We start from the raw sequence: 13,284 nt of genomic DNA, 5'->3' as shown, positions 1-13,284 counted from the left end.
GGGGCGCGTGCCCCCGCGCTCGCGGCGAACCGCCGGGCTCAGCGACGGACGACGGCGTACCCGACCTTGTCAGGCGGCGTGTCGCTGCAGCGCGCGAGGCCCTCGCGCCAGACCACGTCGTAGCTGAAGAGGGCGAAGGCGTCGTAGGGTCTTCCGGCCAGACGCAGCTCGCCCCGCTCCTTCGGCCAGAGGGTGAGCGTCGACTCGGCCTCGAACTTCAGGCCGAAGTTGCGGTTGTCGTGGCAGTCGGCCATGACGTCGGGCGTCGGCGTGAAGGCCTCGCACCCCCCCTCCACCCGACGGACCTTGAGCTCGGGAGGGATGCAGCCCACGTCCAGCATTCGCGCGCCCCCTCCGCCCGCGAAGAGGAGCACCCCGCTCGGGTCGCGGATCACGAGGTACTCGGCGGCATTGAGGCCGGCCTCGTTGTCGCAGTAGGTCACGCGTACCTTCTGGCCGGCGGTGAAGGGCAGCCTGAGACCGCTGACGTCGCAGTGGACGAGCGGGGCGGTCCCTCCGATGACGAGGGCGAAGGTGCAGTCCTCCTCGGGATGCAGATTGATCGTGGCCTCCATGGTTCCAGAGCGTGCCGGCACCTGGCGCCAGTCCATCTGGATGCTGGAGAGGTGCGAGCCCTTGTACCCGTGACGGGTGCATGCGTCGCCGGGCGCCGTGATCTGGCTACAGGCTGGAAGGGCGAGGCTCGCGAGGAGCGCGAGCGCGCCAGCAGGCAGGGCCCTGGACGCGCTTGGATGAGGCAGCATGCTGTTCCCCCCGGCTCGTCGCGCTCCGCGTGGGGCACCTCGAGGGCGCGGCGACCTGTTTACTCTACATGAACGGCGCCAGAGCGCCGAATAGTTCAGCGGCGCCCGCGCTGTCGCCCGAGTGGGATGCGCATTGCTGTCATTTCCACCCTCGATCCTCGCCTCGGAGGGTTCTGACGCGCAAGGAGGGTCTCATGACGCCGCCAACCGCACGGCCTCGTCCCCAGCTCTGGCCCGCCTTCCACGTGCTCGGGGTCTTCCTTGCCTTCGGGGCGCTCTTCGCGCTCCTCGACCGGGACGCGCGCCCCTTCATCACGCTGGCCACGCTCGGCCTCACCCTCGGTGGGAGTTTCATCGCTTTCGCGCTGGTCAAGCCGCGCCGCAAGCGCTGGCCGAGGCGCATCGGCCTGTGGCTTACGGGGCTCTCGCTCTTCCTTGGCGCGGGCGTTTTCGGCCGCCAGAGCTTCCAGCTCGAGGGCCTTTGGCCTCACCTCCTGCACGGCGCGCTGGACGGGGTGGTCATGCACTACCTGGTGGCCAAGATCCTCGGTCCGATCTTCTTTGGTCGCGCCTGGTGCGGCTGGGGCTGTTGGACCTGGATGGTGTTCGAGCTTCTGCCCTACCCTCGGGGGAGGCACCCGACACCGCTCCGCGCGAGCGGCGTGCGGGCCCTGCATCTTGCGCTCAGCCTGGGGCTCGTGCTCCTGCTCTGGTTCGGCGCGGGCTACCGCCAGGGCACGGAGTGGAAGACCACCTCTCGCTCCGGGCGGGGCGCCCGCCGGCCGCTACTTCGTCCAGATCTTGACCCCGGCCTTCTCCGCGCCGCGGCCGTTGCAGCCGTGCACCATGGTGCCGATCTCTCCCACGCAGACTACGATGCCGTGCGAGGGATCGTGCTGCGTGGTGAGCGTGCTGGTCGAGGCGCAGTTCGCCTCCACGAGGCCCCAGTGCCAGGTACAGGGGTTCGTGCCGCCCGCAGTGGTCTTCTTCGTGAAGGCGAGGTCCGTGAAGCTGTTCGAGCAGTCGGCCGAATTGGCGGAGCTCGAGAAGACGCATGCCGGCCGATAGAAGACGGTGATCTTGACGTTGCAGGCTCCGCTCAGGCACCTCGACGCCGTCCCGTCCACGCGGAACGCGGCGGTCTTGAGCGCGTTGACGTCCTTGTCGGCGAGCTTGAAGAGGGCCGTCAGGCTCGCGAAGCTCGTGCCCACCGACTTGTCCGAGCCGCTCCAGCCGCTAGGTACCGCGGGGCTCCCCTCCGGGTAGCTCGCGACCAGGGTCCAGCCGCCTCCGTCGCGGGTCATGTCGCAGTAGACCCTCGTGGCGCTCGAGGAGCCGGGGATGACGATCGGATACGTCCCGTCCTTGGCCGCGCTGTTGGCCGCGTGGAGCTCCTGACAGGACCTTGCGTAGGCGCAGACCTTGCCGGTGGAGCAGAGCCCCGAGGCGCAGTCTCCGCCCACGCCGCACGCCTTGCTCACCTCGCAGCCGCCGCACTTCGTGCCGCCGCAGTCTACGTCGGTCTCGTCCCCGTTCCTGACCTTGTCGGTGCAGCTCGGCGTCGCGGCGTCCGGGCTCACGCCGCGGTCGGCCGCCTTGAGGTCCGCCTTGCCCGATCCCTGGTCGGCCGCACCCCGGTCCTGATACCCCGCGCCCTTGTCCGCGACGACCCCAGCATCCACGGGCAGGCACCGGCCGGTGCTCGCGCTGCAGACCGTACCCGGACCACACGTGCCGACCGTGCAGGTGTTCCCCGTCCCGGCGTCGTTGCAGGCCCCGAGACCGAGCAGTCCAATCACCGCCAGCGCCACGCGCGCGGCTCTTGCTCCCTCACTCATGTGCGTCCCCTCCTTCGTTGGCCAGATAGGTGGATATGCGGCGCGTAATATCACGACTCGCTCCCGAGCCGCGCCCGGATCTCAGCGCTCGAAGGCGCCGATGTCGGGAGCGGTCCCGCGCGCGCGACCGAGCAGGTCCGTGGCTGGCATCTGCGTCCTATCCGCGGCGTCCTGGGCCGCCGAGCCCGTGCCGAGCGCGGCAAACCCTGCGAGAGCGACAAAGGCGTCGCGAATCGTCGCGTAGCCGCCGCGAAAGCCTGGGCCCTCGAAGCGAGGCAAGGGTGCGCCCACGAGGCTCGTGGACACCGGATCCCCGAGCACGGCAGACGGGTCGGCCGTGTAGTTCAGCAGGTCGGTCGGGTCCGTCGGGACGGGCTTGCCGCGGTTCCAGTAGAGGTTGCGACGCAGGCTCGCCGAGGTGATCTGCGCCGCAGGACTGCGCAGCAGATGGTCCATCCGCCCGTCGGGGCGCGCGTAGAGGTTGTTCGCGATCAGGATCGCCTCGCTCTTCGGGTTGCTCGCGCTTGCCCGGCCCACGAAGCCTGCGAAGGGGGCCGAGGCCGCGTCGCCCAGGACCGTGTTCGCGCGCACGGTGACCTTCCGCGCCGCGCGAATCGCGATCGCGCCGCTCACCGACGTGCCGTTGAGCGCCACGAAGTTGTTCTCGACCGTCGCGTCGTCCACCTCGAGGTAGGGCTGGTCGGCTCCGCCAAGGGAGATCACCGGCTCTGCCGTCGCGCCGCTGTCGAAGTGCACGAAGATGTTGCGCCGCACCGAGGTGCGCTGCGTGGCTGCCGTCGTGGTCGACGAGGTGCGAACCGCCAGCATGGACTTCACGTTCGTCGGCACGGCCCGCCCGCTGCCCGCGTAGTCCCCCAGAAAGACGTTGTCCTGCAGCACGACGTCCTGGGAGGCCCCCGAGACATCCACCCACTGGCTGCCGTCGCCCGGGTTGTAGAGCAAGTTCCCTTCGAGCGTGACGGCCTGCGACCTGAGCACGCGCACCAGGTCGTTCAGGTAGCTGTCGTGGATCACGTTGTCGCGCAGCGTGCAGCCGTCGGCCTGCCAGAAGTAGATGAGCCCCGTCGTGCCAGCGGCCGCCTGTCCGGTGATCTCGAAGCCCTCGAAGGTGACGCGCGCGCCCTGCACGTCCAGCACCGGGTTCGCACGGGCGGTCAGCTTCGCCCGGTACGGAAGCTCGGAGCGAAAGGTTACCTGCTGGCCGAAGGAGCGACGCGCCTGGAGCTGCTCCTCGTAGGTGCCCGCGCCGACGAGCACGAGGTAACCCCCGCCGTTCGGAACGGCGGCGAGCGCGTGCCCCACCGTGCGCCAGGGCTGGGCCTTGGTGCCGGGCCACGCATCCGAGCCCGAAAGGGAGACGTAGTAGGTGCCGGCAGGCGGGGCTCCTTGATCGCGGCGGAGATCGGGACTGCCGCCGCCGTCGTCGAAGAGCGTTCCGCCATCCGTGGGCCTCGAGCTCCCGTCGGTGGGCGTGGTTCCCCGTTCGGTGCGAGCCCCGTCCGAGGGGCGCGGGCCGCCGTCCGAGGGGCGCAGGCCGCCGTCCGCTTCCGGGCCGGAGACGAAGCTCGCGCGCACGCACCCCGCGGCCTGACAGCCAAGGACCGCGAGGGCGACCTGGAGGACGCGGGCCCGCACGCGCCTATCTACTTACAGCAGCAGCGCACGAACTTCGGCAGACCGGTGAGCGTGCCGCCGCAGGTGCCCTGGGAGAAGCCTGAGGGATACCCCCGCTCGCAGTCGGCCTCGGCGTTGTACCCCACCTTGGCCCAGCGGCAGCCCGTCTCGGAGCAGGTCTTGCCGAGCTTCTGGCAGGCCACCTTGCAGTCTCCGCTGCCCCAGCCGGGGTCGATCGGCACGCAGCTCGAGAGCCCCGAACGGCTCACGTCGGGTTCCGTGCAGCAGCAGCGGGCGTAGGTGCCTGCCGCGTGGGTCTCGGCGCAGGTGGTGAGCTTCACACCGAGGAGGTCCTTCTGGCAGTTGTCGTTCGAGAGATAGACCTTCATCGAGCCCGCGCAGGCCGTCGAGCACTGCGCGAAGTCGTTCAGGCAGTGGGTGTTGCAGGACATCGGCGTTCCGGCCGTGCGGCAAGCGTTCAGATTGGGGAACGTCGCGGCGTCGGCACGCGCTCCGCCGTCGGGGCGGCGGCTATCTCGGCGCGCGCCGTCGGTCGGTGGTCTTCCATCCAGGCGACGCGAATCGCCGCGCGGGCCGTCCCCCTGCGGAGGAGCTCCCACGTCTTGAAGGCCACGGTCGGGAGCGACGCCGGTGTCGGAGGCCGGGCTCCATCCCGCGTCTCGCGGCATGCAGGTGCAGAGCCCGTAGGTCTGATCGGACAGGCAGACCTGCAGGCCCGGGCTCCCGTTGCCGCAGGTGCACGCGCGCTGCTCCCCGGCGGCGCAGAGGCTCGGCGTGGCCGCGCAGCCGGGCGCGCCGAGAGCTAGGGCGGCGAGCGCCAGGCGAAGGCCGAGAACGATCTGGGGGCCCATGTGACACCTTTGCGTGGGGGACAAGGGCCGATTCTGGCACGCACGCGCGATGGCACACAAGCGGGCACGGCTCGAGTGTGGGGCTCGAGGTTTGACCGCGCCTCCTTCACCGGCCGAGCGCCGTCCCACCCACGAGCAAGGCGCCGTAGACGAGATGGAGGTAGATCGTGTCCCGGTTCGCGCCGACGAGCGCTCGCTCGCCGAGGTGGCGAGAGAGGGTGCGCCACGCCCGCGCGGCGAAGGGCAGCGCGAGGAGCGCCACGAGCGAGCCTCGCGGCAGCCATCCGCCGAGGACGAGCAACCCATGAGCGGCGAGCGCGCCAACGAGGGAGAGGCCGTACAGCGCGCGTGCCGCCCGTGCCCCGTGGGTCACCACCAGGGTGTTTTTCCCCGCCCGCGCGTCGCTTGGCGCGTCGGGGATCTCGTTGACCAGGAGGATGTTGGCGGTGAGCAGGCCAAGCGGCACGCCGCTCAGCGCCGGGGCCCATACGGCGTCGAAGAAACTCCGCAGGTCGGATAGCTGCGCCGCCGAAGAGGCGACGAACACCCCGCCCACCAGCAACGGGCCGAACGCCAATCCGACGGAGAGCTCTCCGAGCCCTCTCCGGGCGGCGAGCCGCAGCGGTGGCGCCGTGTAGACGTAAGCCAGAAGCGCACCGAGGCCGCCGAGCAGGAGCAGCCAGAGAGTCGCCCCCCGTGCCACGAGAGCCACCCCACAGCCGCCGGCGACCGCCGTGGCGCTCCAGGCGATCCGTGCGAGCCCGCGCTCGCCCACGAGGCCCAGCTCGATGGCCCGACTTCCGCCCGAGAAAGGCAAGAAGTAGTCATTGTTCCCTTGATCGGTGCCGCTCCGCCAGTCGAAGAGGTCGTTCCAGGTATTCGCAGCGACGTGGAGCGCGAGCGCCCCGGTCAACGCGAGCAGAAACGACGTCACGGACCATCGGCCGCTCGCAGCCGCGAGGGCCCCTCCGAGGAGCGCTGGTACGAGCGTCGCCGTGAGAAACGGCGCGCGGGTCACGACGAGGGCGGCGAAGACGTGGGTTCCGAGCGAGATGCGCGGACGCGCGCCCTCGATCCGATCGGGTGGCAGCGCGTGCGTCACGCCGCAGTATCCGACGTGTTGGCCCCTCTTCCTCGTCGGCGAGACCCGAATGTGCGCCGGAAACTCGGCGCCATCCTTGCGCACGAAGACCGTGTCGGTCTCGAAGCTCCCCGCCGCCACGGCGCCCTTCAACCACCGAGGCACGTGCTCGAGGACCACGAGCCCGGGAGAGAAGAGCGACACCCGTTTCTTGCCCACCACCTCCTCGGGAGTCCAGCCGAAGAGCGCGGCCGCCCCCCGATTGAAGGTTTCGATGCGACCCTCCAGGTCGCAGGTAATGACACTCTTGTCGGCCACGATGCACCTCGGTCGTTTTGGGGAGCTGGCCTCAATCGTCGTCGCCGGTGCGGCGGGTTCGGTCCCGCAGCACGTCGAGCACCTGGACCACGTCGAGGCGCGCCGTGTCGACGAAGACCTTGAGGGCCTTGTCGATGAAGACGGCGAGCATGCGCATGCGCCGCAGGCGATCGAGCACGTCGCGCGATACGCCGGCCTCCTCCTTCGCTCGCCGCTCGGCGCGCTCCAGGTCGCGCCGTACGCTCTGAACCAGCGCCCGTTCGCGTTCGGAGACCACGCGGCCGATCATTCTCATGAGCTCAGTCTCGGCCGCATAGCGCCAGACGTCCTCGCGCGGAGACCGGACTCGCAAGACGACGCCTCGTTGCTCCAGCTCGCGCACGAGCATCGAGACCGCCCCCTTTGACAAGCCGAGCGCCGCCTGGATCTGCGCGGCCGTCATCGTGTGCCCCCGCAGGTAGAGCAGCGCCCAGATGCGCCCCTGATTGCGCTTGAACTTCCAGAAGTCGATGACGTTACCCACCGCATCGACGACGAGGGCCTCCCAGGGGACCAGCGTGCCTGGGCCCTCCTGTTCCGCCTCGCTCTGTTCACGCGCGTACTTCATGGTCCCTCCTGCGTCGCCGAGAGCGTGCCGCCGACTCGCGTCGCCTCGCCACCTCCCTCGGCAGGCCAGGGCACGCCGACGCCCCGACCGAGCGCCTGCACGTCGACCCACCTGCCGAAGGCTTCCTGGGCCTGCGCCAGCTCGTTGCGCACCAGGCCCAGCACCGCCCTCTCGCCCACCGCACACGCCTCCCGCGCCAGGTCCCCGAGCTCCGCGTCGTTGCGGTGAGCGCGCGCCCAGGCCCCGGCCACGCGTGGCGGTAGGGACGAGGTGGCCGAAAACGCCGCCGCCAGCGCGGCGTTCGGCGTCTTGTCCGCGAGATCCTGTCCGCTTCGCAGATCCTCGAGGTCGTCGAGCGCCTGGAACGCGATGCCGAGGTGCTCGCCCGCGAGGCTGAGCCGTGCCGCCACCTCGGCGGGGGCGCGCGCGAGGGCCGCGGGGATGCCGCAAGCCAGAGAGAACAGTGCCCCGGTCTTGTCCTGGGCCACACGTCGCCACCTCGGCAGATCGAGGGCCACGTCGCCGCGGGCCTTCTCCTCTGCGAGCGCCCCGCGCGTCATGCGGCGGATGGCGTCGACGATGGACGGGAGAAGCGAGCGGTCCACCAGCGCGAGCGCGCGGCAGAGCAGCTCGTCCCCGATGAGCACCGCGGCCGTGTTGCCGACGCAGGCGTTGGCCGAGGCCTGGCCGCGGCGAACCCTCGCCCCGTCGATGACGTCGTCGTGCAGCAGGCTCGCCAGGTGGATCAGCTCGAGGGAGACCGCGGCCCGCACGACGTTGTCGCTCTCCGGATCGAGTTCCAGCGCGGACGCGACGGTGCGGCAAAGACGCGCGCGAGCCCGTTTGGCCGGCGCAAGGGCAATCGCGGAAACCGGGGCCTCGACGTCGAAGAGGACCTTCACGAGCAGGGCCTCGACGGACTCGATCATGAGGTTAAGATAGTTCAAGACGTCTTGAACTGCAAGCGGGGGTCCGCCCGTTCGCGGCTCGTGTGGCTGGGAGACGCTTCTTCACCGCACCTCGGGTTCCATCTCGCGCGATGGGCGGCGCGCGGCCGGCCGAGCGCGACCTCGCGCGTGGCACGGACGTTGCTTTGTTCGTCTGGTATGCGCATCCAGGCGCTCTCCGTCGAGGCGGCGCTGGCCAGCCTCCGCAGCGGGCCGAAAGGACTCACCGCCGAGGAGGCCCGGCGCCGCCTGCGCGAGTTCGGTCCCAACCGAGTGGAGCGGCTGGCCCGGCCGCACCTCGCGCTGCGCCTGCTGAAGGAGTTCACGCACTTCTTTGCGCTGATCCTGTGGGTCGCGGCGGCCCTGGCCTTCTTTGCGCACTACCAGGCGCCGGGGGAGGGGATGGGGACCCTGGGGTGGGCCATTCTGGCGGTGATCCTCATCAACGGCACCTTCTCCTTCTGGCAGGAGTACCGGGCAGAGCGGGCCATTTCGAGCCTGGAGCAGCTGCTTCCACATCAGGTCAGCGTGCGACGCGACGGCCGGGTCTGGTCCATCCCGGCTGCCGAGCTCGTGCCCGGGGACGTGATCTTCCTCGAGGATGGGGACAGCGTGCCGGCCGACTGTCGGCTGCTCGAGGGCTTCGGGGTGCGGGTGAACAACGCCACCCTCACGGGCGAGTCCGTGCCGCTCAGCCGCGAGGCGCGTCCCGACGATCGCGCCGAGCTCACGGCCGCCGTCAACGTGCTCCTGGCGGGAACCGCGGTCGTCGCGGGGCAAGCCCAGGCGCTGGTCTTCACCACCGGGGCGCACACCGAGCTCGGCAAGATCGCGCACCTGACGCAGACTGCCGACCCGGGGTTCTCGCCCCTCCAGCGCGAGATCCGGCGCGTGAGCCGCATCGTGGCGCTCCTCGCGGCCTCGCTCGGCGTGCTCTTCTACTTCATCGGTCAGAGCCTCGGCCTCTCGTTCTGGCAGAGCCTGCTCTTCGGCATCGGCATCATCGTGGCCAACGTCCCCGAGGGGCTCCTGCCGACGGTGACGCTGGCCCTCGCCATGGCCTCGCAGCGCATGGCCCGGCGCGGGGCGCTCATCCGGCACCTCCCCGCCGTCGAGGCCCTCGGCGCAGCCACGGTGATCTGCACCGACAAGACCGGCACGCTCACCCAGAACAAGATGACCGTCGTGCGCCTCTTTCTGGGCGAGCGGACCTTCGACGTGGCGGACGCCGCGAGCTGGCTTCCGCTGGCGCGCTCGCATCGGCGTTTCTTCGAGGCCGCCGCGCGCTGCCACAACCTGAAGGAGCTCCCCTCTCCCGAGCGGCCCGCCGTCGGTGGCGACCCGATGGAGGTCGCGCTGGTCGAGCTGGCGCAGCGCGTGGACGGCACGCTCGCCCACGGCGCGCGCGTGGACGAGATCCCCTTCGATTCGGATCGCCGCCGCCTCTCCACGCTCCACGAGACCGAGGAGGGCGTGCTGCTCTACACCAAGGGCGCCCTCGAGCCGCTCCTCGCGCTGGCCACCCACGCGCAGCTCGGCGAGGCGGTCGAGCCGCTCTCGGAGGCGCACCGCACGCGACTCCTCGAGGCGCAGGACGCGCTCGCGCGCCAGGGGCTCCGCGTGCTGGCCCTCGCCTGTCGCCAGGTTCAGCCCGGCACCCCGCACGAGGCGCTCGAGAGGGAGCTCACCCTGCTCGGCCTCGTGGGCCTCGAGGACCCGCCGCGCCCCGAGGTCCCCGACGCGATCGCTCGCTGCCGCTCCGCCGGGATCCGCATCTTCATGGTCACGGGCGACCATCCGCTGACCGCGCAGGCCATCGCGCGCCAGATCGGGCTCGCGACCTCGGACGAGGCGCACGTGATCACCGGCGACGCGCTCCGCCGCCTTTCGGACTCGCAGCTCCAGCTCGCCCTCGACACGCCGGAGCTCATCTTCGCCCGGGTGGACGCCGACCAGAAGACGCGCGTGGTCAACGTCCTCAAGCGCAAGGGCGAGATCGTGGCCGTGACGGGAGACGGCGTGAACGACGCGCCGGCGCTGAAGAGCGCGCACATCGGCGTGGCCATGGGGCGCGGCGGCACCGACGTGGCCCGCGAGGCCGCCGACATGGTGCTCACCGACGACAACTTCGCCACGATCGTGAACGCCGTCGAGGAGGGGCGGGCCGTCTACGCCAACATCCGCCGCTTTCTGACCTACATCCTGACCTCCAACGTGCCCGAGATCGTGCACTACCTCTGCTTCGTGCTGCTGCGTATCCCGCTGCCGCTCACGATCATCCAGATCCTGGCCGTGGACCTCGGCACCGACATGCTGCCGGCGCTCGCCCTCGGGGCGGAGAAGCCCCATCCGACGGTGATGCAGGTGCCGCCACGTCGGCGCGGCGAGCGGCTGCTCTCGCCCGGGCTCCTTCTTCGCGCGTACGGCTTCCTCGGGCTGCTGGAGGCCGCCACTGCCATGGGGGCCTACGCGCTGGTGCTCTGGGGGGGCGGCTGGGTCTACGGGCAGACCCTGACCGCGCAGGACCCGCTCTACCTGCGCGCCACGACGGCGTGCCTGGCGGCGATCGTCCTCTCGCAGGTGGTGAACGTGTACCTCTGTCGCGGCGACCACGCCTCGCTCTTCAGCTACGGACTGAAGGGGAACCGCCTCATCCTCTGGGGGGTGGCGAGCGAGCTCGCGCTCATCCTGCTCATCGTCTACACGGGCCCCGGCCAGCGCGTCTTCGGCACCGCGCCGCTGCCGCTCGCTGCCTGGCTACGCATGGTCCCCTTCGTGGTGGCCATGCTGCTCCTCGAGGAGCTGCGCAAGAGCATCGCGCGCGCCTGGGCTCGACGTCGCGGGCGCGGTGCAGCGGCTACGACGGTCTCGCGCGCACCGTGGCCGCCAGCGTCCGCCCCACGTCCCGGAAGCCCACGGCGGGGAACTTGAGGTTCTCCTCCTCGACCGCTTCGCGCGCGATGTCGTCGAGCGAGAGGATCCCCACCAGGCGGTAGTCCTCGCCCACCACGGCCAGCCGGCGGACCCCGTGCTCGCGCATCGTCCGCTCGGCCTCCTCCAGCGAGGCGTCGGGGCCGCAGGTGAAGATCTGCCGCGACATGGCCGCCCGGACGTGCAGCTCCGAGAGGGCGTGTCCCTGCACGCAGGCGGTCATGGCCACGTCCCGGTCGGTGAGCATGCCCACCACCCGATTCTCCTCGTCCACGACCGGAACGGCTCCGCAGTCGTGCGACCACATGATGCGCGCGGCGGTCTGGAGCGTGGCGTCCGCGCCGCAGGTCTGGACCTTCACGGTCATCACGTCGCGTACCTTCATGGCGACCTCCGATGGGCCCACCGGGCCGTCGCTGGACAGACTCTCGCTTACAGGGCTATTGCGAAGGCCATACCAGGCGGTCGTGGTCGCGCAACGACGGAGGTTCCGTCGGAGAACCCGCGTCGCTCGTCCGAGGGCCCCGGTCGCGGCGTGTCAGGACGACCCTTCGACTTGGCCACTCTGCCGGAGCGCCGGGCCACCTTGACCGCGAGGCTGCGCCAACCTCCTGAGGCGGCGGGTGGCACGGGCGTTGCTTCAGCCTTGCTTCAGACGATCTCGTCGAGCGCGAGGCGCATATGGGTCGCGAGGCCAGCACCGCGGTCACGATTTCCCGCCAGCGCCTCCTCGAGTACCTGCAGGCCCGCTTCGGGCCCGTCGAGCTCCTCGAGCTGCGCGAGCTCGGGGAGGGGAGCGACGCGGGCCTCAAGGAGTACGGCTACGGCCGACCCCTCCTCGTGCGCTACCGGGCCGGCACCGAGGAGCGGCAGCTCGTCCTGCGCACCATGGCCGCCGACCCCTTCGGCCACGACCGCCGCGCGGACCGGGTGGGCACCCTCGTGCTGGCCTTCGACAGCTTCGGGGGCGTGCCCGGGCACATTCGGCCGCTGGACGTGGGGCTCTTTGATCGCGACGGGCGCCTCCACTCCTTCCCTGAGGGGGAGCCGTACCTGGTCACCGAGTACGTGCCGGGGCGCCTCTACGCCGGCACGCTGCGGGCCGCAGTGGAGCAGGGCGAGGCCTCCGCGCTCGAGAAGGACCGAGCGGTGGCCCTCGCCCGCTATCTCGCCTCCCTGCACGCGCAAGACGCCCCGCGTGGCACCTACGGGCGAGCCCTCCGCGACCTCGTGGGGAGCGGCGAGGGGATCTTTGGGCTCTGCGACGCCTACGCCGCGGAGGACCCCGTGGCCACGCCGGCCCGCCTCGAGGCGCTCGAAGAGGCGGCGGTGCGCTGGCGCTGGAGGCTCAAGAGTCTGCGCCGTCCGTCGCGCCGGACGCACGGGGACTTTCACCCCTTCAACATTCTCTTTCGCGAGGGCACGGACTTCTCCGTGCTGGATGCGAGCCGCGGCGTGGCGGGCGAGCCGGCGGACGACCTGACCTGCCTGTCGATCAACTACCTGTTCTTCGCGCTCCTCGCCCGGGGAGAGGTGAGCGGGGCCGGCGTGGAGCTCTTTCGCCTCTTCTGGTCGAGCTACCTCGAGCTGGCCCAGGACCGCGAGGTGCTCGCGGTCGTGGCCCCCTACTTCGCCTGGCGCGCGCTCGTGCTGGCCTGCCCCCTCTGGTATCCGGAGGTGAGCCCGGCCTCGCGCCAGCGCGTGCTGCGCTTCGCCGAGCGGCTCCTCGCCGGCGAGCCCTTCGACCCCGCGTGCCCCGAGGCGCTCTTCCGGTAGACGAACGGGCTATCGGCGCAAGCTAGCGCCCGGGCCAGCTCGCCGCGGGCTCCTCCGTGGTCTGCGGCACGTGGCATTGCAGGCAGTAGTAGCGGGAGGCGGCGAGCGCCTTCTTCTTGCCGGTCGACAGGTGCGAGGCCGAGAGCTTCGGCCCGTCCCCGCCGTCGTGGCAGTCCACGCACTCGTTCGAGCGGCGCGTGATCCCCGTGAGATCGATGGCGTGCGGGATGGGCGGCGGCGCCGTCGGGAAGCCGCGCGGCAGGAGCTTGCTGTCCCCCGGCTCGGCGGTCACGTAGCGGTTCATGCCCGGCTTGCCGGTCACGAGCCCGGGGCCGATCGCCGAGACCTCCTTCACGGCGGGAGCGGCGGCGGGAGCGGCTGCGGCTGCAGCGAGCGTCGCGGGGGTCGGCGCGGGGCGATTCGTCGGGTTGGTCGTGGCGCAGCCGATTGCCACGCTCAGGCCCACGACGAAGAGGACGTGAAGCAGCTTCGCGTGTCGCATGTCCATGCCTCCC

The 13,284-nt window shown here is 71.0% G+C and carries 11 protein-coding genes; 2 read left to right on the top strand and 9 right to left on the bottom strand.

Annotated features, from left to right (window positions below; all coding sequences use genetic code 11):
* Positions 1-38 precede the first annotated feature (38 nt).
* The 7 genes from IT371_25935 to IT371_25905 form a co-directional block, all read right to left on the bottom strand.
* Positions 39-764, bottom strand: a complete 726-nt coding sequence (locus IT371_25935; protein ID MCC6751121.1) for a hypothetical protein — start codon at positions 762-764, stop codon at positions 39-41.
* 785 nt (positions 765-1,549) lie between these two features.
* Positions 1,550-2,602 carry a hypothetical protein gene (locus IT371_25930; GenBank protein MCC6751120.1) on the bottom strand — a complete coding sequence of 351 codons (1,053 nt, stop codon included), beginning with the start codon at positions 2,600-2,602 and terminating at the stop codon, positions 1,550-1,552.
* An 81-nt stretch (positions 2,603-2,683) separates the two neighbouring features.
* A complete protein-coding gene (locus IT371_25925; protein MCC6751119.1) occupies positions 2,684-4,258 on the bottom strand; it encodes a DUF1565 domain-containing protein in 1,575 nt (524 codons plus the stop codon).
* An 8-nt stretch (positions 4,259-4,266) separates the two neighbouring features.
* Positions 4,267-5,109: a hypothetical protein gene (locus tag IT371_25920; GenBank protein ID MCC6751118.1), complete on the bottom strand. Its 843-nt coding sequence runs from the start codon at positions 5,107-5,109 to the stop codon at positions 4,267-4,269.
* A gap of 106 nt (positions 5,110-5,215) precedes the next feature.
* On the bottom strand, positions 5,216-6,508 hold the full coding sequence (locus tag IT371_25915) for a UbiA family prenyltransferase (protein ID MCC6751117.1): 1,293 nt from the start codon (positions 6,506-6,508) through the stop codon (positions 5,216-5,218).
* 31 nt (positions 6,509-6,539) lie between these two features.
* A complete protein-coding gene (locus IT371_25910) occupies positions 6,540-7,115 on the bottom strand; it encodes a MarR family transcriptional regulator (protein ID MCC6751116.1) in 576 nt (191 codons plus the stop codon).
* Positions 7,112-8,044, bottom strand: a complete 933-nt coding sequence (locus IT371_25905; protein ID MCC6751115.1) for a polyprenyl synthetase family protein — start codon at positions 8,042-8,044, stop codon at positions 7,112-7,114. The genes IT371_25910 and IT371_25905 overlap by 4 nt, the downstream gene beginning before the upstream one ends.
* A gap of 177 nt (positions 8,045-8,221) precedes the next feature.
* Here IT371_25905 and IT371_25900 point away from each other — a divergent pair, with 177 nt between their 5' ends.
* On the top strand, positions 8,222-10,993 hold the full coding sequence (locus IT371_25900) for a cation-transporting P-type ATPase (protein ID MCC6751114.1): 2,772 nt from the start codon (positions 8,222-8,224) through the stop codon (positions 10,991-10,993).
* On the opposite strand, the gene IT371_25895 is transcribed toward IT371_25900, so the two are convergent.
* Positions 10,920-11,378, bottom strand: coding sequence for a CBS domain-containing protein (locus tag IT371_25895; GenBank protein MCC6751113.1), 459 nt, complete (start codon positions 11,376-11,378; stop codon positions 10,920-10,922). The genes IT371_25900 and IT371_25895 overlap by 74 nt on opposite strands.
* Before the next feature lie 296 nt (positions 11,379-11,674).
* Here IT371_25895 and IT371_25890 point away from each other — a divergent pair, with 296 nt between their 5' ends.
* A complete protein-coding gene (locus IT371_25890) occupies positions 11,675-12,769 on the top strand; it encodes an aminoglycoside phosphotransferase family protein (protein MCC6751112.1) in 1,095 nt (364 codons plus the stop codon).
* Between the two features lie 22 nt (positions 12,770-12,791).
* Here IT371_25890 and IT371_25885 read toward each other — a convergent pair whose 3' ends face one another.
* The gene (locus IT371_25885; protein ID MCC6751111.1) at positions 12,792-13,271 is read right to left on the bottom strand and encodes a nitrate reductase cytochrome c-type subunit; all 480 of its coding nucleotides are present in this window, start codon (positions 13,269-13,271) and stop codon (positions 12,792-12,794) included.
* Between the last annotated feature and the right edge of the window lie 13 nt (positions 13,272-13,284).

This window comes from Deltaproteobacteria bacterium (assembly GCA_020848905.1).
GTDB lineage: Bacteria > Myxococcota_A > Polyangia.
This window is presented reverse-complemented; position numbering and strand designations above follow the sequence as displayed.

Coding starts and splice junctions, on each gene's coding strand:
- IT371_25900 (MCC6751114.1), top strand. CDS start 8,222: ATGCGCATCCAGGCGCTCTCCGTCGAGGCGGCGCTGGCCAGCCTCCGC.
- IT371_25930 (MCC6751120.1), bottom strand. CDS start 2,602: ATGAGTGAGGGAGCAAGAGCCGCGCGCGTGGCGCTGGCGGTGATTGGA.
- IT371_25895 (MCC6751113.1), bottom strand. CDS start 11,378: ATGAAGGTACGCGACGTGATGACCGTGAAGGTCCAGACCTGCGGCGCG.
- IT371_25920 (MCC6751118.1), bottom strand. CDS start 5,109: ATGGGCCCCCAGATCGTTCTCGGCCTTCGCCTGGCGCTCGCCGCCCTA.
- IT371_25935 (MCC6751121.1), bottom strand. CDS start 764: ATGCTGCCTCATCCAAGCGCGTCCAGGGCCCTGCCTGCTGGCGCGCTC.
- IT371_25890 (MCC6751112.1), top strand. CDS start 11,675: ATGGGTCGCGAGGCCAGCACCGCGGTCACGATTTCCCGCCAGCGCCTC.
- IT371_25885 (MCC6751111.1), bottom strand. CDS start 13,271: ATGCGACACGCGAAGCTGCTTCACGTCCTCTTCGTCGTGGGCCTGAGC.
- IT371_25910 (MCC6751116.1), bottom strand. CDS start 7,115: ATGAAGTACGCGCGTGAACAGAGCGAGGCGGAACAGGAGGGCCCAGGC.
- IT371_25905 (MCC6751115.1), bottom strand. CDS start 8,044: ATGATCGAGTCCGTCGAGGCCCTGCTCGTGAAGGTCCTCTTCGACGTC.